Below are 22,185 nucleotides of genomic sequence, written 5' to 3'. Positions count from 1 at the left end.
TTGCTCCCGCCAGACGAGGTAGAAGCAATGACCCTGCGGTCTCTGACTTCCCTACGCTGGCATTATCCAGATCAGGTGGTACGGGTATTTCTCAGCCTTCAACGAAGAAGGGCACCCCGAGTCAAAATAGTGAAATTGTTAAGCGTTGTGGAATTTACCGCAACTCACCGGTTCATACAACAAGCCTTTAGCCCTGGATACGACACCATCGCGGCCATCATGCTCATCAGGCGACCGGACGGGATTGCATTCCGCTGCTGGCGGGCGGAAAATAATGACATCATGCGCTATTTAGCCTACCGAGGATATACGCCATGGCCGTTTATCACCATGCGCTGGTACTGATTAACAGCAGTCAGGACGGCGTCCCGCTGCTCCAGCATGCCGCCAGAATGGCAGAAGAGAACGGCATGCGCATCACCATCGCCCACATTAGCACCGATTACCGGGCGCTGAACTATGTTTCCGACAGCCTGCGCGACGATCAGGTCTCGCAGGAGGTGATCCAGGCCAAAGCCCTACTCAACGAGCTGGCCTGCACCGTCTCCCTGCCGGTGGATACCCTCTCGCTGGTGACCACCCGCCGGTTTGAAGACGTGGAAACCTGCGTTCGGCAGCGGCAGATCGATTTAATTATTGCCGGGCACCATAACCGGCTGCTGGGCGTCCTCTCCTCACACTCGCTGGAGTACATCAACCACTTAACCGTAGACGTGCTGATCAAGCACCTGCCCTAGCGCAAGGCGGCCTGCAGCAGGGAAAAACAGTCTTCAATAAGCGGGGGCAGCGCCTGCGGGCCGCGCATCAGGGCCACCGTACGGGTCAGCGCCGGCTGCTGCAACTGGGCGACCCTGAGCGCCGGGTCCTGCAGATGGGTGGTGTACAGCGCCGGCAGAATCGCCACCGCTAAGCGCGAGCGCACCAGACCATACAGGGTTTCGATATAGTCCACCTGGTAGCGGGTGGTCAGCGTCAGGCGATGGCTCTCCACTAATGCCGCCACCAACCGCTGGATATTGCCCTTCGAGAACACAGCAATATCCCGCCCCACCAGCTGCTTCCACGGCAAGTGCGCCTGCGCGGCCAGCGGATCGTCGCGGTGCAGCACCGCCACGAAGGGATCTTCGCGCAGCGGATAGACCAGCAGTTCTGCGGGCAATGAGCTGTCGATCGCCCCGATGCCGAAATCAATCTCGCCGCGCTGCAGCGCCTGGATAAGCGCATCGTTGGTCTGATCGTGAAATTCAATGCGCAGACGCGGAAAGGCCTCAGCCAGGGTCTGCGGCAGCAGCGGAAACAGCAGCGAACTGACCGACGGCACCAGACCGATACGCACCGTCCCGTCGCCGCCCGCCTCGACAATCTGCTGCATATCGGAAAAGGCCGCCTGCGCCACGCTGAGGATCCGCTGGGCGTGGGGTAAAATCGCCGCCCCCAGTTCAGTCAGAGTGACCGTCGCAGCGGTACGGTTGACCAGCTTACCGCCGAGTACCGTTTCAATCTGCCGCAGGGCGCTGCTCAGCGCCGGCTGGCTAATCGCCAGCCGACTGGCGGTATCGGTAAAATGGCGCAGCTGGGCCAGGGTGACGAAATACTGAAGCTGTTTAAGAGAGAGCGCGGGCAGCCGCTGCCAGGGTTCGTTCATCATCGGGTTCGCTACGGTGGTCCTGCACAATAACCCGAGCTTATCGGGTGATAAATTTATTCATCTGGGCAAACGTTTGCTGTGCCCCTAGAGTATCCGCATTATCCTTGTGCCGGAGTGGTTATGTCCAGCAATGCTCAAGTCCGCCGTCGCGCCGTGCAGGCCGCGCGCGGTGAATCCCCGTTTGATCTGCTGCTGATCGATGCGCAGATCGTCGATATGGCCACGGGCGAAATTCGCCCCGCTGACGTCGGTATCGTCGGCGAGATGATCGCCAGCGTCCATCCGCGCGGCAGTCGCGAAGACGCCCATGAAGTGCGTTCCCTGGCCGGTGGCTACCTGTCCCCCGGCCTTATGGACACCCACGTGCATCTCGAAAGCTCACACCTGCCGCCGGAGCGCTATGCGGAAATCGTCCTCACCCAGGGCACCACCGCGGTGTTCTGGGATCCGCATGAGCTGGCCAACGTCCTCGGCGTCGCTGGCGTGCGCTATGCGGTGGACGCCAGCCGCCATCTGCCGCTGCAGGTGATGGTCGCCGCCCCGTCCAGCGTCCCCTCCACGCCGGGTCTCGAAATGTCCGGCGCTGATTTTGCCGGCGCGGAGATGGAGACCATGCTCGGCTGGCCGGAAGTGCGCGGCGTGGCGGAGGTGATGGATATGCACGGCGTGCTGCACGGTAGCGAGCGGATGCAGGAGATTGTCCAGGCCGGTCTCAACAGCGGCAAACTGATTGAAGGCCACGCCCGCGGCCTGAGCGGCGCTGACCTGCAGGCCTACCTCGCCGCCGGCGTCACCTCCGATCATGAACTGACCTCGGCGGACGACGCGCTGGAAAAACTGCGCGCCGGGCTGACGATCGAGATCCGCGGCTCGCACCCCTATCTGCTGCCGGATATCGTCGCGGCGTTAAAAACGCTGCCGCACCTCTCCTCGCAGATCACCGTCTGCACCGATGACGTGCCGCCGGATATGCTGCTGGAGAAAGGCGGCATCATCGCCCTGCTTAATCTGCTGATCGAGCACGGTTTACCGGCGGTCGATGCGCTGCGATTCGCCACCCTCAACGCCGCTATTCGCCTGCAGCGCCACGATCTTGGGCTGATTGCCGCCGGGCGGCGCGCCGATCTGGTGGTGTTTGATTCCCTGGAGAAACTGGTGGCCCGCGAAGTCTACGTAGGCGGTAAGCTGCTGGCCCGCGCGGGCAACCTGCTGACACCGATCGCGCCCGCCGCGGGCGTCACGCCGCCGCGCGATACTTTGCAGATCGCCCCCCTCCGCGCCGATGACTTTATTCTGCGCGTCCAGGGCATTCGTCACGGCATCGCCCGCCTGCGCCATATCCGCGGCGCGCGCTTCACCCAGTGGGGCGAAGTGGAAGTGCAGGTTCGTGACGGGATAGTCCAGCTGCCCGCCGGCTTCAGTCTGATCTGGGTCAAGCACCGCCACGGCCGCCATCAGGCGACGCCGCAAATCGCCCTGCTTGAAGGCTGGGGTGAGCTGCGCGGCGCCATCGCCACCAGCTACTCCCACGACTCGCATAATCTGGTGGTGCTCGGGCGCGACGCTAATGATATGGCGCTGGCGGCCAACCAGCTTATCGCCTCCGGCGGCGGGATGGCGCTGGCGCAACAGGGCGAGATCCTCGCCCATGTGGCGATGCCGATTGCCGGCATGCTGTCGGATCTCCCGGCCGCGGAACTGGCGCGTCAGTTCCGCGAGCTGCGCGATCTGAGCAGCCAAGTCGCCGACTGGGAGCCGCCGTACCGGGTCTTCAAAGCCATTGAAGGCACCTGCCTTGCCTGTAACGCCGGGCCGCATTTAACCGATTTGGGTCTGACCGACGGCGGCAGCCGCCAGATAGTCGACCCGTTGATAGCCTGCCGGGAGATCCCGGAGCCAACCGATCACAACAATAATCCTCAGGGAGCCTGAGCATGGCCGATAACACACTTCACTCTTCCGCCCGCGCTAACTGGCTGGAGCGCCGCTTTGCGCTGCGCTCGCGCGGCGGCACGCTACGCACCGAATGCCTGGCCGGGATCACCGGCTTTCTCGCCGCCGCCTATTTACTGGTGGTTATCCCGGGGCTGCTGGCGATCGGCGGGATGGATAAAGGCGCCGCCACCACCGGCACCATTCTGGTCTTCGTCGTCGGCTCGCTGCTGATGGCGTTTTATGCCAACCTGCCGTTTATCGTCGGCCCGGGCATTGGCGGCTCGGTGCTGGTGGGGGTGACGCTGGCCGGTAGCGAAGGGATTGGCTGGCAGACTGGCCTCGGAATTGCCTGCTGGTCGGGGATCCTCTTCTTCCTGCTGACCCGCTTTGGCCTGCGCGAAGTGGTCACCCGCTCGGTGCCGCAGTCGATCAAGCTGGGATTGACGGCCTCCATCGGCCTGTTTGTCGCCGTGCTCGGTTTTCGCAATGCCGGGCTGGTGCTGGCCAATGCGAAAACCAACGCGCTGATGCTCGGTGACTTTCTCGCCCCCGGCGCGCTGGTGGCGCTGTGCGGCCTGTTCCTGGCGATAGCCCTGCAGGCGCGTAAGGTTCCGGGCGCCATTTTGTGGGCCATTCTGTGCGCTACCCTGGTGGGTATCCCGTTCGGCGTGACTAAACTGCCGACGCATTTTATCGATGCCCCCCACTCGCTGGCGCCGGTGCTGGGACAGGTTGACCTGCTGGGGGCGTTAAACATCGCCTTCCTGCCGTTCCTGTTCGTCTTTTTCGCATCTGAGTTTTTCTCCACCATGGGGACAACGCTGGCGGTGGGCGGCGAGGCGGGTCTGCTGGATGAAGAAGGCAACATGCCGCAGATTAATCGCCCGTTCATGGTCGATTCGATTGCCGCCGCGCTCGGCCCGTGGGTGGGCATTCCGGCGGCGACGGCGCTGATTGAATCTTCGGCGGCAGCGGAAGCGGGCGGCAAAACCGGCCTCACCGCCCTGTCGGCGGCGGTAATGTTCCTGCTGATGCTGCTGTTCACGCCGGTGGCGTTAATGATCCCGAAAGAAGCCACCGCCCCGGCGCTGATCCTGATTGGCCTGAACATGTTCAGTGGCCTGCGCAAAGTGGATCTTTCCAACTTCACCGACGGGCTGCCGGTGCTGATGATGGTGATGATCACCCTTATCGCCAACAGCTTTGGCACCGGGATTGCCGGCGGGCTGCTGTTTTACATTGTGATCAAGGCTATCGCCGGTAAGTGGCGGGAGATCCCGATTGGCCTGTGGGTATTGGCCGTCCCGCTGGTGTATTACTTCGCGACCTTAGTCAGGCATTAAGCCCTTCACAATGTGATTTCACCTCTTCATATAACAAACGCACCGCGGCAGAGAGCTGTTTGCGGTGCGGACAAATCAGATTCAACGGCACCACATCCCCCTGATAACGCGGCAGCAGGCGCCGCAGGCGCCCCGCCCGCAGATCGTCGCTGACGTCGAGCATCGATTTATAGGCAATGCCCTCCCCGGCGATCGCCAGCCGACGGATCACCTCGGCGTCGTCGCTCATCACCGTGCCGGAAACCTTCTGCTGCTGAACCACGCCGTCGAGGCTCAGCGACCAGCGGTCGAACGGACGGCCGCGCAAAATGTAGATCAACGCATTGTGCTGGCTGAGTTCCTCGAGGGTCTGCGGTTCGCCATGGCGGGCGATCCACTCAGGCGAGGCCACCAGCACCCGACGATTTTCCGGCGCCACCGGCAGCGAGATAAACGAAGCATCGTCGTTATTGCCATAGCGAAACGCAACGTCCACCGGATCTTTAAACACGTCGGTCAGTTGATCGGAAAAGAGCAGCCGCAGGCGCAGCGCCGGGTGGCGTTGGCGGAAATCGCGGAACAGGGTCAGGAGCAGGTTACGCCCGAGGTCCGACGGCACGGCAATCTGCAACATGCCGCGAACTTCATCGTCCGGGGTCTGGATCTTCTGCAGACCGGCCTCGAGGGTATCGAGCATCTGGGTGGCGTAGGGCAGCCAGGTCTCCCCCTCCGGCGTCAGGCGCAGGCTGCGGGTCGAACGGGCAAACAGGCGAATATTGAGGATCGTCTCCAGACGCTTAATCGCCGCGCTGACCTGCGCCGGCTGCTGCCCGGCCTCGCGCGCCGCGTCGCTAAAACTGCCCAGCGCCGCGGCGCGGACAAATAAGGTCAGATCTTCCAGCCTGAACATGCCGATTCTCCCCTGCTTCAGATTGCTCCCAAAATACGCATCACCGTCGCTGCAACGCAAGCGGCACAAGACTTGCGCCGCGTTTTGCTTACACTTTTTAAAAATCCAGTGCTTGCCATTTCAGCAACGCATCAGGAATGATACGAGGCTGCTATTTTGAGTCCAGGTAATATTGAGGAAACTATGCGTAAAACAAAAATGATGCTTCTGGGCGTACTTCTTGCCACCGCTGGCGCCAGCTGGACGGCTACTGCCGCAGGGATCGATCAGTATGCGCTGAAAGAGTTCACCGCCGATTTCACCCAGTTTCACATCGGCGACACCGTTCCGGCGATGTACCTCACCCCGGAATACAACATTAAACAGTGGCAGCAGCGTAACCTGCCTGCGCCGGACGCCGGCAGCCACTGGACCTATATGGGCGGTAACTACGTGCTGATCACCGATACCGAAGGCAAAATCCTCAAAGTGTATGATGGCGAGATCTTCTATCATCGTTGATCCGCGCAATCTCCACGTCCGCCCCGGCGAGCCAGCGGACTCTCCGGCGCTGCGCCAGATCTTCCTGCGGGCGCGCAGTTTATCGTGGACCTGGCTTCCCGCCGCGGCGTGGCGGCTGGAGGATTTCGATGCCGCCACCGCGGATGAACAGCTGTGGGTCGCGGAATGCGACGGCCAGCCGGTGGGCTTTGCCGCCGTATGGACCGCCGATAATTTCCTTCACCATCTGTTTGTCGACCCCGACTGGCAAGGCAAACATATCGGCAGCGCGCTGCTGGCGCAGGTCGAACGGACCTTTACCGCTAGCGGAACGCTGAAGTGCCTGATGGAAAATAAAAACGCCCTGCGCTTCTACCAGCGTCATGGCTGGACCATCGAAGCACAGGGCGCGTCGCCCGAGGGCAGATACTGGCTAATGCGCTCGCCGCGGCCTTAAACGGCGCGGAAGGCAATCTCACCCGGGATCACTTCTCCCTGCCAGTACATCTGGGCCGCCACCCGGCCCGCCAGCTGGCGGTAGATGTCGGTAAATTCGCTGTCCGGACGCGCCACCACCGTCGGCGTGCCGTTATCCAGATCTTCCCGCAGCGTAATATGCAGTGGCAGCTGGCCCAGCAGCTGGGTGTGGTATTTCTCGGCCAGTTTTTGCGCGCCGCCGGTGCCGAAGATAGGCTCGTGGTGCCCGCAGTTGCTGCAGATATGCATGCTCATGTTTTCCACGATCCCCAGCACCGGCACTTCCACTTTCTCGAACATCACGATGCCTTTTTTGGCGTCGATCAGCGCGATGTCCTGCGGCGTAGTGACCACCACCGCGCCGGTCACCGGGATGTTCTGCGCCAGGGTCAGCTGGATGTCGCCGGTGCCCGGCGGCATATCCAGCACCAGGTAATCAAGATCCGGCCACAGGGTCTCCTGCAGCATCTGCATCAGCGCCTTGCTGGCCATCGGCCCACGCCAGACCATGGCGTTGTCGTCGGTCACCAGGTAGCCGATGGAGTTGGTTGCCAGACCATATTTCATGATCGGCGCCATATGGGTGCCGTCCGGCGAGGTCGGGCGGCTGTCTTCCGCACCCAGCATGGTCGGAATCGACGGACCATAGATATCGGCATCCAGAATGCCCACCTTCGCCCCTTCCGCCGCCAGGGCCAGCGCCAGGTTTACGGCAGTAGAAGATTTACCGACGCCGCCTTTTCCGGAGCTGATGGCGATAATGTTTTTCACGCCGTTGACCCCGGGCTGGTTTTTCACCCGCTTGAGGGTCGCGATGCTGTGGGTCAGCTTCCAGTCGATGGCCTTCGCGCCGGTGATGCGCAGCAGTTCGGCGCTGCACTGCTCTTTCAGCGCTTCGAAGGCGCTGCTCCAGACGAACGGCATTTGCAGTTCAATATGGACGGTATCGTCCAGCCAGGCGACATGGTGCAGCGCCTTAAGGACGGTGAGATTATGCTTCAGGGTTGGGTGCTGGAAATTGGCCAGCGTCCCGGCGACCATCGCACGTAGGCGCTCAGGGGATTTGGCCTGGGATTGCGAATTCATCCCGACTCCTTTGTTGTTTTGAGATGCTTTCAGTAATCACAGAGTTTATCACAGGTAACGATTATCCATATATGGGCAGCCATTTATGGCGCACCCACAGCCCTTTTGGTAATATCGGAAGCCCTTTTTACAACAGAAGATGTAATGCTCACTATGACTCAAGTCGCGAAGAAAATTCTGGTAACGTGCGCCCTGCCGTACGCCAACGGCTCCATCCACCTCGGCCACATGCTGGAGCACATCCAGGCTGATGTCTGGGTCCGTTACCAGCGAATGCGCGGCCACGAGGTCAACTTCATCTGCGCCGACGACGCCCACGGCACGCCGATCATGCTCAAAGCGCAGCAGCTCGGTATCACACCGGAGCAGATGATTGGCGAAATGAGTCAGGAGCATCAGACCGATTTCGCCGGCTTCGACATCAGCTATGATAACTATCACTCGACGCACAGCGACGAGAACCGCGAGCTGTCGGAGCTTATCTACACCCGCCTGAAAGAGAACGGTTTTATTAAAAACCGCACCATCTCTCAGCTCTACGATCCGGAAAAAGGCATGTTCCTGCCGGACCGTTTTGTGAAAGGCACCTGTCCGAAGTGCAAATCTCCGGACCAGTATGGCGATAACTGCGAAGTGTGCGGCGCGACCTACAGCCCTACCGAGCTTATCGACCCGAAATCGGTGGTCTCCGGCGCCACGCCGGTGATGCGTGACTCCGAGCACTTCTTCTTCGACCTGCCGTCGTTCAGCGAAATGCTGCAGGCGTGGACCCGCAGCGGCGCGCTGCAGGAGCAGGTCGCGAACAAGATGCAGGAGTGGTTCGAATCCGGCCTGCAGCAGTGGGACATCTCCCGCGATGCGCCGTACTTCGGCTTCGAAATTCCCAACGCGCCGGGCAAATATTTCTACGTCTGGCTGGACGCGCCGATCGGTTACATGGGTTCCTTCAAGAACCTGTGCGACAAGCGCGGCGACACCACCAGCTTCGACGAATACTGGAAGAAAGATTCCACGGCCGAGCTGTATCACTTTATCGGCAAAGACATTGTCTACTTCCACAGCCTGTTCTGGCCGGCGATGCTGGAAGGCAGCAACTTCCGTAAGCCGACTAATCTGTTCGTGCACGGCTACGTGACGGTTAACGGCGCCAAGATGTCCAAGTCGCGCGGCACCTTTATCAAGGCCAGCACCTGGTTAAATCATTTCGATGCCGACAGCCTGCGCTACTACTACACCGCCAAGCTCTCTTCACGCATCGATGACATCGACCTGAACCTGGAAGATTTCGTGCAGCGCGTCAACGCCGACATCGTCAACAAGGTGGTTAACCTCGCCTCGCGCAACGCCGGCTTTATCAGCAAGCGTTTCAACGGCGTGCTGGCCGCTGAGCTGGCCGACCCGGCGCTGTACAAAACCTTCACCGACGCGGCGGAAAGCATCGGCGAAGCATGGGACAGCCGCGAGTTCGGTAAGGCCATCCGCGAAATCATGGCCCTCGCCGACGTGGCTAACCGCTACGTCGACGAGCAGGCGCCGTGGGTGGTGGCGAAACAGGAAGGCCGCGACGCCGACCTGCAGGCCATCTGCACCATGGGCCTGAATATGTTCCGCGTGCTGATGACCTGGCTGAAGCCGGTCCTGCCGCAGCTGGCCGCGCGTGCGGAAGCGTTCCTCAACAGCGAACTGAGCTGGGACGCCATTCAGCAGCCGCTGCTGGCGCATAAGGTCAATCCGTTCAAGGCGCTGTACAACCGTATCGAGATGAAGCAGGTGGAAGCCCTGGTAGAAGCCTCTAAAGAAGAGGTGAAAGCCACCGCGGCGCCGGTCACCGGTCCGCTGGCGGACGATCCGATTCAGGAGACCATCACCTTTGACGATTTCGCCAAAGTCGATCTGCGCGTGGCGCTGATTGAAAACGCGGAATTCGTCGAGGGCTCCGACAAGCTACTGCGCCTGACGCTGGATCTCGGCGGCGAAAAACGTAACGTCTTCTCCGGCATCCGCTCCGCCTATCCGGATCCGCAGCCGCTGATTGGTCGCCTGACGGTGATGGTCGCCAACCTGGCGCCGCGCAAAATGCGCTTCGGCATCTCCGAGGGCATGGTGATGGCCGCCGGCCCTGGCGGGAAGGATATCTTCCTGTTAAGCCCTGACGACGGCGCCAAGCCGGGTCAGCAGGTGAAATAACAAAAAAGCCGGAGAGTATCTCCGGCTTTTTTTTGCCCGGCGGCGCTATGCTAGCACGCGCCCGGGGGCAGTCGTTGTAGGCCGGGTAAGGCGAAGCCGCCACCCGGCAAAAAATCATGCCTTCGGGTTATGCACCCGCTGGGTCAGTCCGCGCAGGAAATTGCGCAGAAACTGGTCGCCGCACTCGCGGTAGTTTTTGTGGTCAGGCGAGCGCATCATGGCGGTGATCTCCGGCACCGACACCCGGTATTTCTGCTCGCTCATAATCGCCTGGATATCGTCCGTTTTCAGCGAGAAGGCGATCCGCAGCTTTTTCAGCACCGTGTTGTTATTCACCCGACGCTCCAGCGCCAGCTCCGGGGCCGAATCATCTTTGCCGCGCTTGTCATAGATAAGGCCGTTAAGGAAACCCGACAGGATAATGTCCGGGCAGCGAACAAAGCCCTCTTCATCCTCTTTCGTCGTCCAGGTGTCGAAGCTGGCGGCGGTGGATTCCATAGCGGAGAGCGCGAGAATGCGCACCATATCGTTATTATTGACTTTCAGGGTGTAGCGCAGGCTACGAAGAATATCATTACTGAGCATGAGGGCCTTTTACTGTCGATGATGCAATGGGGCGCAGTGTACCAGCTTTACAGGCCAATCGCCTCTTTCAGGCTTTTTAAATAGCGCCGGCTCACCGGCACCGTTTGCCCGGCGCGCATCAGCAGCTCCGCCTGGCCATTCTCCTCCAGGCGAATCTCCTTCAGGTGCGCCATATTCACCAGGTACTGGCGATGGCAGCGCAGCAACGGCGTGCGGCTCTCAAGGGTGCGCAGGGTCAGTTCGGTAAAGCCCTCTTTTCCCTCGCGGTCGGTCACGTAGATGCCGCTCATCCGGCTGCTGACGAAGGCCACATCCTCCATCTGCAGCAGCCAGATACGACTGTGGCCGGTACAGGGAATGTATTTCAGCGTCTGCTGAGCATCATCCAGCAGCGACACATCCTGCAGATTACGCTCCTGGCGCAGGCGGGCGAGGGTTTTCTCCAGCCGGGCAGCTTCAATCGGCTTCAGCAGATAGTCAAAGGCATGCTCCTCAAAGGCTTTCACCGCGTATTCATCAAAGGCGGTGAGAAACACGATATAGGGGCGGTGCTCCGGGTCGAGCATCCCGACCATCTCCAGACCGCTGATGCGCGGCATCTGGATGTCGAGAAACAGCACGTCGGGACGCAGCTTATGCACCGCGCCAATGGCCTCCACCGCGTTGCCGCACTCGCCGACGATCTCGATATCGCGCTGTGTCTCCAGCAAAATGCGCAGGTTTTCCCGCGCCAGCGGCTCATCATCGACGATCAATACTCTCAGCATGCATTCTCCTCCAGGGGCAGACGTAGGGTGACACGGGTAAAGCGCTCCGGCTCGCAGGTGACGCTGATGCCGCAGTCGGCGCCAAAACGCGCCCGCAGCCGCCTGTCCACCAGATTCATCCCCAGCCCGCTGGCCTGGGGGTTGGCCCGGTACAGCCCGGCGTTATCTTCGATATCCAGCTGCAGCCAGCGATCGTCCTGGCTGGCGCGGATGGTAATTTCGCCGACGCCAAGATGTTGCGATGTACCATGCTTAATGGCATTCTCCACGATCGGCTGCAGGGTAAAAGCCGGCAGCTGGTGATGCGCCAGCCCTTCCGGCACCGCCATCTGGATCTGCAGGTTAGCCTGAAAGCGAGCCTTCTCAATCTGCAGATAGGCGTTAACATGCTCGATCTCATCGGCAAGAGTGACAATTTCCGTCGGCCGTTTCAGGTTCTTGCGAAAGAAGGTCGACAGATACTGCACCAGCTGGCCGGCCTGATCGCTGTCGCGGCGGATCACCGCCTTCAGCGTGTTAAGCGCGTTAAACAGGAAGTGCGGGTTGACCTGGGCGTGCAGGAGCTTGATTTCGGATTGCGTCAGCAGCGCCTTCTGCCGCTCGTACTGTCCGGCGAGGATCTGCGCCGACAGCAGCTGGGCAATCCCCTCCCCGAGGGTGCGGTTGATCGAACTGAACAGGCGATTTTTCGCCTCATACAGTTTAATGGTTCCTATCACCCGTTGGTTCTCGCCGCGCAGGGGGATCACCAGCGTCGACCCCAGCTTACAGTGCGGATGAATCGAGCAGCGGTAAGGCACCTCGTTGCCGTCGGCGTAGACCACCTCCCCGGTCTCAATCGCCCGTTGCGTATATGAGGAGGAGATAGGCTTGCCCGGCAGATGGTGATCGTCGCCGATGCCGGTAAACGCCAGCAGCTTGTCGCGATCGGTGATCGCCACCGCACCGATGTCCAGCTCCTGGATCAGCACCTGGGCCACCTTCATGCTGTTCTCTTCGTTGAACCCCTGACGCAGGATCCCCTCGGTGGACGCCGCCACCTTCAGCGCCGTGGCGGAAAAGGCGGAGGTGTACTTCTCGAACATCGCCCGTTTATCCAGCAGAATGCGCATAAACAGCGCCGCTCCGACGGTATTGGTGACCATCATCGGTGCGGCAATGCTCTGCACCAGATGCAGGGCGTCCTGGAACGGGCGGGCAATCAGCAGAATGATCATCATCTGCACCAGCTCGGCCACGAAGGTGATCGCCCCGGCGGTCAGCGGGCTAAAGACTTTGTCCGGCCGGCCGCGTTTGACCAGCACGCTGTGCACCAGCCCCCCCAGCAGCCCCTCAACGATGGTGGAGACCATGCAACTTAAGGCGGTCATTCCCCCCAGCGAGTAGCGGTGCAGGCCGCCGGTGAGCCCTACCAGCCCGCCGACCACCGGCCCGCCGAGCAGGCCGCCCATCACGGCGCCGATGGCGCGGGTGTTGGCGATGGAGTCTTCGATATGCAGACCGAAATAGGTCCCCATAATGCAGAAAATGGAGAAGGTGACGTAGCACAGCAGCTTGTGCGGCAGGCGAACGGTGACTTGCATCAGGGGGATAAACAGTCGGGTTTTGCTCATCAACCACGCGATGACCAAAAATACGCACATCTGCTGAAGCAGCAGCAACACCAGATCAAACTCGTACATACCCGCAAACCACACATGCCTGAAAGCGCGTACCATACCCTGCCTGGCGAAAACTTTCTTTGAAGCCCTGCATAAAAATGAAAAACGACGGCCAGGATCACACTTTTTTGCGGCGCGTTGCGCAGCAAACGCGGCAAAAACCCCGGCGCGGCGCGCTAAACCGCAATTAATGTTTCATTAACACCTGCGCTTCACCGTATAATCCCCCTGTTAACATCAGGAGCCTATTATGAAGCCAGCGAAAATCGCGGTCGTCACCCTCTTCTTACTTATGGCCATCGGCGGGATCAGCGGCGTAATGCTGGCCGGCTATTCCTTTATTGTGCGTGGCGGTGTCGGCTGATCCAGCGGGTCAGACGCTCAAACGCGCGGTCGACGATAATCGCCGCCAGCGCCACCAGCAGCGCCCCCTGTACAATATAGGCGGTATTAAAGCCGCTCAGGCCGATGATGATCGGCGTCCCGAGCGTACTGGCCCCCACCGTCGAGGCAATGGTCGCGGTACCAATATTGACGATGACCGAGGTGCGGATCCCCGCCAGGATCACCGGGGCCGCCAGCGGAAGCTCCACCTTATACAGACGCTGCCAGCCGGTCATTCCCATCCCTTCAGCCACGCCTGACACCCCAGGCGGTATCGAACCCAGCCCGGCCAGTGTCCCCTGCAGCACCGGCAGTATGCCATACAACGCGAGGGCTATCAGCGCCGGCAGCCAGCCAAAGCCCAGCACCGGCACCGCCATCGCCAGCACCGCCACCGGCGGAAAGGTCTGCCCGATAGCGGCGATGGTCTCCACCAGCGGACGAAACGCGCCGCCGGCGGGCCGGGTGACCGCCACCCCAGCCCCCAGCCCGATTGCCGTTGCCGCGAGGCTGGACGCCACCACCAGCCAGCCGTGATCGAGAGTGAGCGCCCAGAAGCTCTCCTGCTGGTAGACCGGCCGCGGCAGCTCCGGGAACAGCCGACTGAACAGCGGCGCGCTGTAGGGCAGCCCTGCCAGCAGGCCGATAAACAGCGCGATAAGCCACCACAGCGGCTCACGAAGCGCCTTCATGGCTCATCTCCTGACGCAGCAGATCGGCAAAATGCAGCGTACCGCAGGGCCTGCCTTCGGCATCGACCACCGGCAGCGTCTCGCAGCGCCGGGCGACAAACTGCGACAGCGCTTCCCGCAGGGTCATGGTGACGGTCAGCCCCTCGCCCGCCAGCCGTTCGTCGGGACGCAAATAGTCCCCTACCTCGCGCAGCGACAGCAGGCGCACGCCCAGCTCGCTGCGGCCAAAAAAGGTCTGTACAAAGCTATTTTTCGGTCGCAGGAGCATCTCCAGCGGCGCCCCCTGCTGGACCACCTCGCCCCCGTCCATCAGCACCAGGTGGTCCGCCAGACGCAGCGCTTCGTCAATATCATGGGTCACCAGCACAATCGTCCGTCCCAGCAGACGGTGGATGCGCAGCATCTCCTGCTGCAGCGCCTCGCGGGTCACCGGGTCGAGGGCGCCGAAGGGCTCATCCATCAACAGCACCTCCGGATCTGCCGCCAGCGCCCGCGCCACCCCCACCCGCTGCTGCTGGCCGCCGGAGAGCTGATGCGGGTAACGGTCGCGCAGCGTCGCCTCCAGCCCCAGCAGCGCCATCAGCTCGTCGATCCGGTCGGCGATCCTTGCCCGCGGCCATCTTTGCAGCTGCGGCACGGTGGCGATATTCTGCGCCACCGTCCAGTGGGGAAACAGGCCGATGGACTGGATGGCATAGCCCATCCGCCGCCGCAGGGTCAGGACCGGCTGCTGGCGAATGTCCTCGCCGGCAAAGCGAATGGTGCCCCGGTCCGGCTCCAGCAGACGGTTGATCATCTTCAGCGTCGTCGACTTGCCCGAGCCGGAAGTCCCCACCAGCACCGAGAAAGCGCCTTCGCGCAGCTCCAGGGTCAGGTCCTTCACCGCCGGGTGGCCGGCAAACACTTTGCTGACCCCTTGAAATTCAATCATTGGCCTCTCCTTTTAGCCAGGCGCCCCACAGGGCGAACAGGGCATCCACCACCACCGCCAGGGCAATGGTCGGCACCACGCCCAGCAGCACCAGATCCAGCGCACTGCTCAGCAGCCCCTGAAAAACCAGCGCGCCAAAGCCGCCGGCGCCGATCAGCGCGGCCACTACCGCCATGCCGACGGTTTGCACGCTGACCACCCGCAGGCTGCGCAGCAGTACCGGCATCGCCAGCGGAAGCTGCACCTGACGAAAGCGCTGCCCGGCGCTCATGCCCATTGCCGTCGCGCTTTCCAGGGCATCCTGCGGCACTTGCTGCAGGCCGGTCACCACCCCGCGCACCAGCGGCAGCAGCGCATAGAGAGTGAGAGCGATCAGGGCTGGCGCCACGCCGGTCCCGGAGACGCCCAGCTCGCCCAGCGTCGGGAAATAACGCGCCAGACCGGCAAGCGGCGCAATCAGCAGGCCAAAAAGCGCTACCGACGGAATAGTCTGGATCACATTGAGCGCGGTGAAAGCCGGCGCCTGCCAGCGCGGACGCCGCCACAGCCATACCCCCAGCGGCAGGCCAATCAGCAGGCCCGGCAGAAGGGTGCCGAACAGCAGAAGCAGATGCTGGCGCAGGGCGTCATCAAATACCTCCTGACGGTTGGCATACTCCTTCAGCAAGGAGAGCTGATCGAGCGCCCCGATAGCGAGCAGGATGATCGGCAACAGCCAGACTTGCGCATTGAGCAGCCAGCGCCAGAGCGGCCGGACGGTAAGATGACGGATGGCCTCGCTGGCCAGCAGCAGACAAAGCGCCAGCGACAACCACAGGCCGCTGCCGGGCGAGGTGCGCGCCAGCGGCGAGCCGTGGCGGGAGAGCTCAAGCGCCGCCTGGCCGCTGCCCCAGATAAGCAGCGGGAAGAGCAGTTCGGCCAGCAGCAGGTGGAGAAGCGGCACGATCCTGCCTGGCAGCCAGCAAAGCAGCATCCCGGCAAGGGCCGCCGCCAGCTGAACGCCGGCGAGCCAGGGCATTACCTGCCACAGCCCGCGCCCTTCGCCGGAGAGTAAGCGATTCGGCGCGTAAGTAATAAACGGCAGCGCCAGCGTAACCAGCAGCAGACCTGTCAGCAGCAGGCCGACGCGATGAGTACAGCGAATGGTCACCGGTGGCTTACTTCAGCAGGCCTTTCTGCTGCAGATAATCTGCCGCCACGCGCTTCGCATCCTGGCCCTCCACCGCAATGCGGGCGTTCAGCTGCTGCAGCGTTTTTTCATCGAGGCTGGCGAAGACCGGCTGCAGCCAGTCGGCAATCTGCGGGTAGGCCTTGAGCACCGCCTCGCGCACCACCGGCGTCGGGGCATATATCGGCTGCACGCCCTGCGGGTCGCTCAGCGTCTGTAACCCCAGGGCCGCCACCGGGCCATCGGTGCCGTAGGCCATCGCCGCGTTAACGCCGGAGGTCTGTTGCGCTGCCGCTTTGATGGTCACCGCCGTATCGCCCCCGGCCAGCGACAGCAGCTGGTTCTGGTTGAGGTTGAAGCCATACGCTTTTTCAAACGCCGGCAGCGCGTCCGGGCGCTCAATAAATTCCGCCGAAGCCGCCAGCTTAAATTCGCCGCCCTGCTTCAGGTAGCGACTGAGGTCGGCCAGCGAGGTCAGCTTATTTTTCTCCGCCAGGTCCTGGCGCACGGCGATAGTCCAGGTGTTGTTGGCCGGCGCCGGGGTGAGCCATACCAGCTGATGTTTCTCCTGATCGAGGCGCTTCACCTTCTCATAGCCCTGTTGGGCATTCTTCCACGCCGGGTCGTTTTCATCTTTGAAGAAGAAGGCGCCATTGCCGGTATATTCCGGGTAGATATCCAGCTCGCCGGCGACAATCGCCCCGCGCACCACCGGCGTGGTGCCGAGCTGGATTTTATTAATCGTTTTTACGCCGTGGCTTTCCAGCACCTGCTGGATCATATTGCCCAGCAGCGCGCCTTCGGTATCAATTTTCGAGCCGACCTTCACCGGCTCCGCCGCCTGCAGCGGTAAACTTATCAGGGCGGCCAGCGCCAGCGCGCCGGACCATGTCGTTGCCATCTTCATCCCGCATCCCTCAGTTCTTTTGCGCTTCGCTTACAGAAGCTTAAGAGAAAAGCGTAGCCCATTTGCCAGCGATGCGAAAAAGAAAAGGCCGATTAATCGGCCTTTAAAGCGTGACGTTGGGCTTAAGAGCGATGCCTTACAGCAGCTCAAACTCGCTCTGCTTCACGCGGGCGGAGTCCACGCCGATAAAGACATTGAATTTGCCCGGCTCAGCAACGTATTTCATTTGCTGATTCCAGAACTTCAGCGCGTCGACGTCGATTGGGAAGCTAACGGTTTGCGTTTCGCCCGGTTTGAGGGTGACCTTTTTAAAGCCGCGCAGCATTTTCACCGGCCGGCTCATGGAGGCGGTGACGTCCTGCAGGTAGAGCTGGATCACCGTCGCCCCTTCGCAATTGCCGGTGTTGGTCACCTGCACGCTGGCGGTCACGCTGCCATCGCGCGGCATGGTGGCCGACGACATGTTGACATCGGAGACGCTAAAGGTGGTGTAGCTCAGGCCGTAACCAAACGGATACAGCGGGCCATTGGCTTCATCGAAGTAACGCGAGGTGTACTTGTTCGGCTTCTCCGGATTATACGGCCGGCCGGTATTCAGGTGGCTGTAGTAGGTTGGGATCTGCCCCACCGAGCGCGGGAAAGACATCGGCAGCTTGCCCGACGGGTTGTAGTCGCCAAACAGCACGTCGGCGATGGCGTGGCCGCCTTCGGTGCCAGCAAACCAGGTCTCCAGCAGCGCATCGGCTTGCTGATCCTCTTTCACCAGCGCCAGCGGACGCCCGTTCATCAGCACCAGCACCAGCGGTTTGCCGGTGGCTTTAAGAGCGGCAATCAGATTGCGCTGGCTCTGCGGCAGGGTGATATCGGTCCGGCTGGAGGCCTCATGCGCCATGCCCTGCGCCTCGCCCACCACGGCGACCACCACATCGGATTGCTTCGCCGCCGCGACCGCTTCGTCGATCATTTCCTGCGGCGAGCGTGGGTCAACCTGCACCGCGTTCTCATACAAATTGAGGAAATCGACAATGCCTTTGTCATCGGTAACGTTCGCCCCTTTGGCGTAAATCACTTTGCCGTTATCGCCCAGCGCTTCTTTGATGCCGGTCAGGACGGTCACCGACTGGTCGGCCACCCCGGCCGCGGACCAGCTGCCCATCATGTCGCGCTTGCTGTCCGCCAGCGCGCCCACCACCGCGATAGTGCCGGATTTTTTCAGCGGCAGCGTATCAAGACGGTTCTTCAGCAGCACCAGGCTCTCGCGAGCCACTTCGCGCGCCTCTTTACGATGCAGACGACTTTCCGCATTGGTGTCCTGCGGGTCAGAATCTTTCGGTCCCAGGTGGCTGTAGGGATCGTTGAACAGTCCCATATCATATTTCACGTTGAGCACGTGTCGGGTGGCATCATCCAGCTCGGCCATGGTCACCTTGCCGGACTTCACCAGCCCCGGCAGGTACTTACTGTAATACTCGTCGCTCATGCTCATGTTGATGCCGGACTTCAGCGCTACGCGCACCGCGTCTTCCGGGTCGGAGGCCACGCCGTGCTTAATCAACTCTTTGATGGCGCCGTGGTCGGAAACGGTGATGCCTTTAAAGCCCCACTGGTCGCGCAGGACGTCTTTCAGCAGCCAGGAATCAGAGGTCGCCGGGGTGCCGTTCAGCGAGTTCAGGGCTACCATCACCGCGCCGCTGCCGGCATCAAGCCCGGCTTTGTACGGCGGCATATAGTCGTTGAACAGGCGCTGCGGGCTCATGTCGACCGTGTTGTACTCTTTCCCGCCCTCTACCGCGCCGTAGGCGGCGAAATGCTTGACGCTGGTCATCACCGAATAGCGGTCCGCCGGGCTCTTGCCCTGCATCGACTCCACCATCGCCTGGCCCATCATCGTGGTCAGATAGGTGTCTTCCCCGAACCCTTCGGAAGCGCGTCCCCAGCGCGGGTCGCGGGAGACGTCGACCATCGGCGCCCAGGTCATGTTCAAGCCGTCATCGGCGGCTTCATAAGCTGACACGCGGCCCACGGTCTTCACCGCATCAAGGTTAAACGACGAGGCCAGGCCGAGGCTTATCGGAAACACGGTGCGCTGACCGTGCAGCACATCGTAGGCAAAGAACAGCGGGATCTTCAGGCGGCTAAGCTGCATCACCTGATCCTGCATCACACGGATATCCGGGCGGGTAACGGTGTTAAAAATCGCCCCCACCTGACCGTTCTTGATCATTTCACGGATCGCCTCTTTCGGGTTATCCGGGCCAACGCTTATCAGACGCAGCTGGCCGATTTTCTCGTCCACCGTCATTTTTTTCAGCAGGTCGGTGACAAAGGCATCCCGCGCCTGCGGGGTCAGGGGGTGGTTACCAAACAGTTCATCCGCCAGCGCGGGTTGCAGCGCCAGACTCACGGCGACGCCTACAGTGCAGAGCCATTTCATTGTTATCTCGCTTTATCTCAGACGGGGACTCGGTAAAACATAATAAAAACCGCAGTTTGCCATATATATAAACAACGCGCCCGCAGAATGCTAAGGTTCTTCTCTGATTTTTGCGAAACATTCATGCATCAAATTGTCATACAAAGCGCTATGCTTATCCTCGATATTTCGCGCACCACCACAAGGAGTGGAACATGTCATCTGCACCCACTGACACCCATAAAACGTTTCTGGCTGACCTGGCGCGCCTGGTTGGCCCTTCGCATCTGCTGACCGACCCGGCAAAAACCCAGCGCTACCGCAAAGGCTTCCGCTCCGGTCAGGGCGAGGCCCTGGCGGTTGTCTTTCCCGGTACCCTGCTGGAGCTCTGGCGCGTGCTCAACGCCTGCGTAGACGCCGATAAAATTATTCTGATGCAGGCGGCCAACACCGGCCTGACCGAAGGTTCGACCCCCAACGGCAATGATTACGATCGCGAGATCGTGATTATCAGCACCCTGCGCCTGGACAAACTGCATCTGCTGGACAAAGGCGAGCAGGTGCTGGCCTGGCCCGGCACCACCCTCTATTCGCTGGAAAAAGCGCTCAAACCGCTGGGACGCGAACCGCACTCGGTGATCGGTTCGTCATGCATCGGCGCATCGGTCATCGGCGGGATCTGCAACAACTCCGGCGGCTCGCTGGTGCAGCGCGGGCCGGCCTACACTGAGATGTCGCTGTTCGCGCAGATTGACGCCGACGGCAAGCTGAAGCTGGTCAATCATCTGGGCATCGATCTCGGCAGCACGCCGGAGCAGATCCTCAGCCGCCTCGATGACGAACGGATTAGCGATAGCGATGTGCTGCACGACGGCCGCCACGCCCACGATCACGACTATGTCACCCGCGTGCGCGATGTCGATGCCGACACCCCGGCGCGCTATAACGCCGACCCGGACCGCCTGTTCGAATCCTCCGGCTGCGCCGGCAAGCTGGCGGTTTTCGCCGTGCGTCTCGATACTTTCCCGGCGGAAAAGCGTCAGCAGGTGTTTTACATTGGCACCAACCAGCCGCAGGTATTGACCGAGATCCGCCGCCATATCCTCGCCGAGTTCCAGCATCTGCCGGTGGCGGGGGAATATATGCACCGCGATATTTACGATATCGCCGAGAAGTATGGCAAAGACACCTTCCTGATGATCGACAAGCTCGGCACCGACAAAATGCCGTTCTTCTTCACCATGAAGGGGCGCACCGACGCGATGCTGGAGAAAGTCTCGCTGTTTAAGCCGCACTTTACCGACCGCTTTATGCAGAAACTCGGCCACGTCTTTCCGGCGCATTTACCGGAGCGGATGAAAACCTGGCGTGATAAATATGAACATCATCTGCTGCTGAAGATGGCTGGCGACGGCATCGAAGAAGCGCAGCGTTGGTTGACGGAGTACTTCCAGCAGGCCGAGGGGGATTTCTTCGCCTGTACGCCGGAGGAAGGCAGCAAGGCGTTCCTCCATCGCTTTGCCGCCGCCGGCGCGGCGATCCGCTATCAGGCGGTGCATGCCGACGAAGTCGAAGATATTCTGGCGCTGGATATCGCCCTGCGCCGTAACGATACCGAGTGGTTCGAACATCTGCCGCCCGAAATCGACAGCCAGCTGGTGCATAAGCTCTACTATGGCCACTTTATGTGCCATGTGTTCCATCAGGATTACATCGTCAGGAAAGGGGTCGACGCCCACGCGCTGAAGGAAAAAATGCTGGAGTTACTGAAAGCGCGCGGCGCCCAGTACCCGGCGGAGCATAACGTGGGTCATCTGTATGAGGCCCCGGAGAGCCTGCAGCAGTTCTATCGCCAGAACGATCCCACCAACAGCATGAACCCGGGGATTGGTAAAACCAGCAAGCAGAAATACTGGGGTGAAGCGGCCCCGACGCCAGCCTCTCCGGCGGATCCGCAATAATCGACGGCAGGACTATTCAGCCTGGCGCTTCTGTATTACGCTGCACGCCGGAGAATGTTTCTCCGGCAGATTCAGGAGCGCCGCCATGCCCGCAGAGGCCCCGTTACTCGACAGTGATTTAGAAATTCGCGAAGCGCTGCCCGACGATGCGCACGCCATCGCCGCGCTGTATGTCTGGCACGTGCTTAATGGCCGCGCCTCCTTCGAAGAGATCCCCCCCACCGTTGACGAAATGCGTAAACGGATCCAGACCGTGCGCGACAACGGGCTGCCGTGGCTGGTAGCGCTGTGGCGCGGGGCTATCGTCGGCTACTGCTATGCCACCTTCTATCGCCCGCGTCCGGCCTATCGCTACACCCTCGAGGAATCGATATACGTGGAATCCGGAATGGGCGGACGCGGCATCGGCAGCGCGCTGCTGTCCAGGCTAATCGCTGAGTGCGAGAAAGGCCCGTGGCGGCAGATGCTGGCGATCATCGGCGATGGCCATAACAATGCCGGCTCGCTGGCGATCCATAAAAAGTTCGGCTTTACCGTGGCGGGTCAGCTGCGCAGCGTCGGCTACAAGATGGGCGACTGGCGGGATACGTTGATTATGCAGCGCGCGCTGGGTGACGGCGACTGGACGCTACCGGAGTGATATCCGGCGCCAAATCCCCGGCTCGCGGCGT

General features: G+C 61.2%; 20 protein-coding genes and 1 riboswitch. Of the genes, 9 read left to right on the top strand and 11 right to left on the bottom strand.

What is annotated here, in order from left to right:
• Window positions 1–31 precede the first annotated feature (31 nt).
• Window positions 32–129: riboswitch (TPP riboswitch) on the bottom strand.
• Window positions 130–314: 185 nt separating this feature from the next.
• The gene (locus KHQ28_RS07595; protein WP_004175112.1) at window positions 315–737 is read left to right on the top strand and encodes a universal stress protein; all 423 of its coding nucleotides are present in this window, start codon (window positions 315–317) and stop codon (window positions 735–737) included.
• Here KHQ28_RS07595 and KHQ28_RS07590 read toward each other — a convergent pair.
• Window positions 734–1,648, bottom strand: coding sequence for a LysR family transcriptional regulator (locus tag KHQ28_RS07590; protein WP_032418648.1), 915 nt, complete (start codon window positions 1,646–1,648; stop codon window positions 734–736). The genes KHQ28_RS07595 and KHQ28_RS07590 overlap by 4 nt on opposite strands.
• Window positions 1,649–1,768: 120 nt before the next feature.
• Between KHQ28_RS07590 and KHQ28_RS07585 the strand changes: the two genes are divergently transcribed.
• Both KHQ28_RS07585 and KHQ28_RS07580 read left to right on the top strand, forming a co-directional pair.
• On the top strand, window positions 1,769–3,580 hold the full coding sequence (locus KHQ28_RS07585) for an adenine deaminase (RefSeq protein WP_019705227.1): 1,812 nt from the start codon (window positions 1,769–1,771) through the stop codon (window positions 3,578–3,580).
• A 2-nt stretch (window positions 3,581–3,582) separates the two neighbouring features.
• The gene (locus KHQ28_RS07580; RefSeq protein WP_032418646.1) at window positions 3,583–4,926 is read left to right on the top strand and encodes an NCS2 family permease; all 1,344 of its coding nucleotides are present in this window, start codon (window positions 3,583–3,585) and stop codon (window positions 4,924–4,926) included.
• Here the strand turns inward: KHQ28_RS07580 and KHQ28_RS07575 are convergent.
• Window positions 4,916–5,815 (bottom strand): LysR family transcriptional regulator, encoded by a 900-nt coding sequence (locus tag KHQ28_RS07575; protein ID WP_004149074.1) that lies wholly within the window; start codon window positions 5,813–5,815, stop codon window positions 4,916–4,918. The genes KHQ28_RS07580 and KHQ28_RS07575 overlap by 11 nt on opposite strands.
• Before the next feature lie 183 nt (window positions 5,816–5,998).
• On the opposite strand from KHQ28_RS07575, the gene KHQ28_RS07570 reads away from it, so the two are divergent.
• Together KHQ28_RS07570 and KHQ28_RS07565 are read left to right on the top strand one after the other, a co-directional pair.
• Window positions 5,999–6,316 (top strand): RcnB family protein, encoded by a 318-nt coding sequence (locus tag KHQ28_RS07570; protein WP_002912749.1) that lies wholly within the window; start codon window positions 5,999–6,001, stop codon window positions 6,314–6,316.
• Complete coding sequence (locus KHQ28_RS07565) at window positions 6,288–6,752, top strand: GNAT family N-acetyltransferase (RefSeq protein WP_021440469.1); 465 nt, start codon at window positions 6,288–6,290, stop codon at window positions 6,750–6,752. Before KHQ28_RS07570 ends, KHQ28_RS07565 begins: the two co-directional genes overlap by 29 nt.
• Here KHQ28_RS07565 and apbC read toward each other — a convergent pair.
• Window positions 6,749–7,858: an iron-sulfur cluster carrier protein ApbC gene (apbC, locus tag KHQ28_RS07560; RefSeq protein WP_032418644.1), complete on the bottom strand. Its 1,110-nt coding sequence runs from the start codon at window positions 7,856–7,858 to the stop codon at window positions 6,749–6,751. The genes KHQ28_RS07565 and apbC overlap by 4 nt on opposite strands.
• A gap of 153 nt (window positions 7,859–8,011) precedes the next feature.
• Here apbC and metG point away from each other — a divergent pair, with 153 nt between their 5' ends.
• Entirely contained in the window at window positions 8,012–10,045 is a 2,034-nt protein-coding gene (gene metG, locus KHQ28_RS07555; protein WP_026008351.1) for a methionine--tRNA ligase, read from the top strand.
• 114 nt (window positions 10,046–10,159) lie between these two features.
• On the opposite strand, the gene KHQ28_RS07550 is transcribed toward metG, so the two are convergent.
• Genes KHQ28_RS07550 through KHQ28_RS07540 form a run of 3 tightly spaced genes read right to left on the bottom strand, consistent with a single transcriptional unit; the run spans window position 10,160 to window position 13,079 of the window.
• Window positions 10,160–10,630: a DUF1456 family protein gene (locus KHQ28_RS07550; RefSeq protein ID WP_002912756.1), complete on the bottom strand. Its 471-nt coding sequence runs from the start codon at window positions 10,628–10,630 to the stop codon at window positions 10,160–10,162.
• A gap of 47 nt (window positions 10,631–10,677) precedes the next feature.
• A complete protein-coding gene (gene btsR / locus KHQ28_RS07545) occupies window positions 10,678–11,397 on the bottom strand; it encodes a two-component system response regulator BtsR (RefSeq protein ID WP_004144215.1) in 720 nt (239 codons plus the stop codon).
• Window positions 11,391–13,079: a sensor histidine kinase gene (locus KHQ28_RS07540; RefSeq protein ID WP_002912760.1), complete on the bottom strand. Its 1,689-nt coding sequence runs from the start codon at window positions 13,077–13,079 to the stop codon at window positions 11,391–11,393. The genes btsR and KHQ28_RS07540 overlap by 7 nt, the downstream gene beginning before the upstream one ends.
• Before the next feature lie 229 nt (window positions 13,080–13,308).
• Here KHQ28_RS07540 and KHQ28_RS07535 point away from each other — a divergent pair, with 229 nt between their 5' ends.
• A complete protein-coding gene (locus tag KHQ28_RS07535) occupies window positions 13,309–13,422 on the top strand; it encodes a protein YohO (protein WP_002912762.1) in 114 nt (37 codons plus the stop codon).
• On the opposite strand, the gene KHQ28_RS07530 is transcribed toward KHQ28_RS07535, so the two are convergent.
• The 5 genes from KHQ28_RS07530 to bglX all read right to left on the bottom strand — a co-directional run bounded on the left by KHQ28_RS07530 (window position 13,397) and on the right by bglX (window position 19,574).
• A complete protein-coding gene (locus tag KHQ28_RS07530; RefSeq protein WP_004180609.1) occupies window positions 13,397–14,134 on the bottom strand; it encodes an ABC transporter permease in 738 nt (245 codons plus the stop codon). The genes KHQ28_RS07535 and KHQ28_RS07530 overlap by 26 nt on opposite strands.
• Window positions 14,118–15,065 carry an ABC transporter ATP-binding protein gene (locus tag KHQ28_RS07525; RefSeq protein ID WP_004149083.1) on the bottom strand — a complete coding sequence of 316 codons (948 nt, stop codon included), beginning with the start codon at window positions 15,063–15,065 and terminating at the stop codon, window positions 14,118–14,120. Before KHQ28_RS07525 ends, KHQ28_RS07530 begins: the two co-directional genes overlap by 17 nt.
• Window positions 15,058–16,215, bottom strand: coding sequence for an ABC transporter permease (locus tag KHQ28_RS07520; protein ID WP_023158496.1), 1,158 nt, complete (start codon window positions 16,213–16,215; stop codon window positions 15,058–15,060). Before KHQ28_RS07520 ends, KHQ28_RS07525 begins: the two co-directional genes overlap by 8 nt.
• A 7-nt stretch (window positions 16,216–16,222) precedes the next feature.
• Window positions 16,223–17,140: an ABC transporter substrate-binding protein gene (locus KHQ28_RS07515; RefSeq protein ID WP_002912823.1), complete on the bottom strand. Its 918-nt coding sequence runs from the start codon at window positions 17,138–17,140 to the stop codon at window positions 16,223–16,225.
• 136 nt (window positions 17,141–17,276) lie between these two features.
• Window positions 17,277–19,574: a beta-glucosidase BglX gene (bglX, locus tag KHQ28_RS07510; RefSeq protein ID WP_032418643.1), complete on the bottom strand. Its 2,298-nt coding sequence runs from the start codon at window positions 19,572–19,574 to the stop codon at window positions 17,277–17,279.
• Between the two features lie 194 nt (window positions 19,575–19,768).
• Between bglX and dld the strand changes: the two genes are divergently transcribed.
• A complete protein-coding gene (dld, locus tag KHQ28_RS07505; RefSeq protein ID WP_002912827.1) occupies window positions 19,769–21,514 on the top strand; it encodes a D-lactate dehydrogenase in 1,746 nt (581 codons plus the stop codon).
• Window positions 21,515–21,599: 85 nt separating this feature from the next.
• Entirely contained in the window at window positions 21,600–22,154 is a 555-nt protein-coding gene (locus tag KHQ28_RS07500) for a GNAT family N-acetyltransferase (protein ID WP_002912829.1), read from the top strand.
• Window positions 22,155–22,185: the final 31 nt, after the last annotated feature.

This window comes from Klebsiella sp. 28 (assembly GCF_018223905.1).
Classification (GTDB): domain Bacteria; phylum Pseudomonadota; class Gammaproteobacteria; order Enterobacterales; family Enterobacteriaceae; genus Klebsiella; species Klebsiella pneumoniae.
Note: the sequence above shows the minus strand (reverse complement) of the source record. Positions and strands in the feature narration are given on the sequence as shown.

Bases quoted from the DNA above. Each gene is read 5' to 3' on its own strand.
- KHQ28_RS07595 (WP_004175112.1), top strand. From the start codon at position 315: ATGGCCGTTTATCACCATGCGCTGGTACTGATTAACAGCAGTCAGGAC.
- KHQ28_RS07590 (WP_032418648.1), bottom strand. From the start codon at position 1,648: ATGATGAACGAACCCTGGCAGCGGCTGCCCGCGCTCTCTCTTAAACAG.
- KHQ28_RS07585 (WP_019705227.1), top strand. From the start codon at position 1,769: ATGTCCAGCAATGCTCAAGTCCGCCGTCGCGCCGTGCAGGCCGCGCGC.
- KHQ28_RS07580 (WP_032418646.1), top strand. From the start codon at position 3,583: ATGGCCGATAACACACTTCACTCTTCCGCCCGCGCTAACTGGCTGGAG.
- KHQ28_RS07575 (WP_004149074.1), bottom strand. From the start codon at position 5,815: ATGTTCAGGCTGGAAGATCTGACCTTATTTGTCCGCGCCGCGGCGCTG.
- KHQ28_RS07570 (WP_002912749.1), top strand. From the start codon at position 5,999: ATGCGTAAAACAAAAATGATGCTTCTGGGCGTACTTCTTGCCACCGCT.
- KHQ28_RS07565 (WP_021440469.1), top strand. From the start codon at position 6,288: ATGATGGCGAGATCTTCTATCATCGTTGATCCGCGCAATCTCCACGTC.
- apbC (WP_032418644.1), bottom strand. From the start codon at position 7,858: ATGAATTCGCAATCCCAGGCCAAATCCCCTGAGCGCCTACGTGCGATG.
- metG (WP_026008351.1), top strand. From the start codon at position 8,012: ATGACTCAAGTCGCGAAGAAAATTCTGGTAACGTGCGCCCTGCCGTAC.
- KHQ28_RS07550 (WP_002912756.1), bottom strand. From the start codon at position 10,630: ATGCTCAGTAATGATATTCTTCGTAGCCTGCGCTACACCCTGAAAGTC.
- btsR (WP_004144215.1), bottom strand. From the start codon at position 11,397: ATGCTGAGAGTATTGATCGTCGATGATGAGCCGCTGGCGCGGGAAAAC.
- KHQ28_RS07540 (WP_002912760.1), bottom strand. From the start codon at position 13,079: ATGTACGAGTTTGATCTGGTGTTGCTGCTGCTTCAGCAGATGTGCGTA.
- KHQ28_RS07535 (WP_002912762.1), top strand. From the start codon at position 13,309: ATGAAGCCAGCGAAAATCGCGGTCGTCACCCTCTTCTTACTTATGGCC.
- KHQ28_RS07530 (WP_004180609.1), bottom strand. From the start codon at position 14,134: ATGAAGGCGCTTCGTGAGCCGCTGTGGTGGCTTATCGCGCTGTTTATC.
- KHQ28_RS07525 (WP_004149083.1), bottom strand. From the start codon at position 15,065: ATGATTGAATTTCAAGGGGTCAGCAAAGTGTTTGCCGGCCACCCGGCG.
- KHQ28_RS07515 (WP_002912823.1), bottom strand. From the start codon at position 17,140: ATGAAGATGGCAACGACATGGTCCGGCGCGCTGGCGCTGGCCGCCCTG.
- bglX (WP_032418643.1), bottom strand. From the start codon at position 19,574: ATGAAATGGCTCTGCACTGTAGGCGTCGCCGTGAGTCTGGCGCTGCAA.
- dld (WP_002912827.1), top strand. From the start codon at position 19,769: ATGTCATCTGCACCCACTGACACCCATAAAACGTTTCTGGCTGACCTG.
- KHQ28_RS07500 (WP_002912829.1), top strand. From the start codon at position 21,600: ATGCCCGCAGAGGCCCCGTTACTCGACAGTGATTTAGAAATTCGCGAA.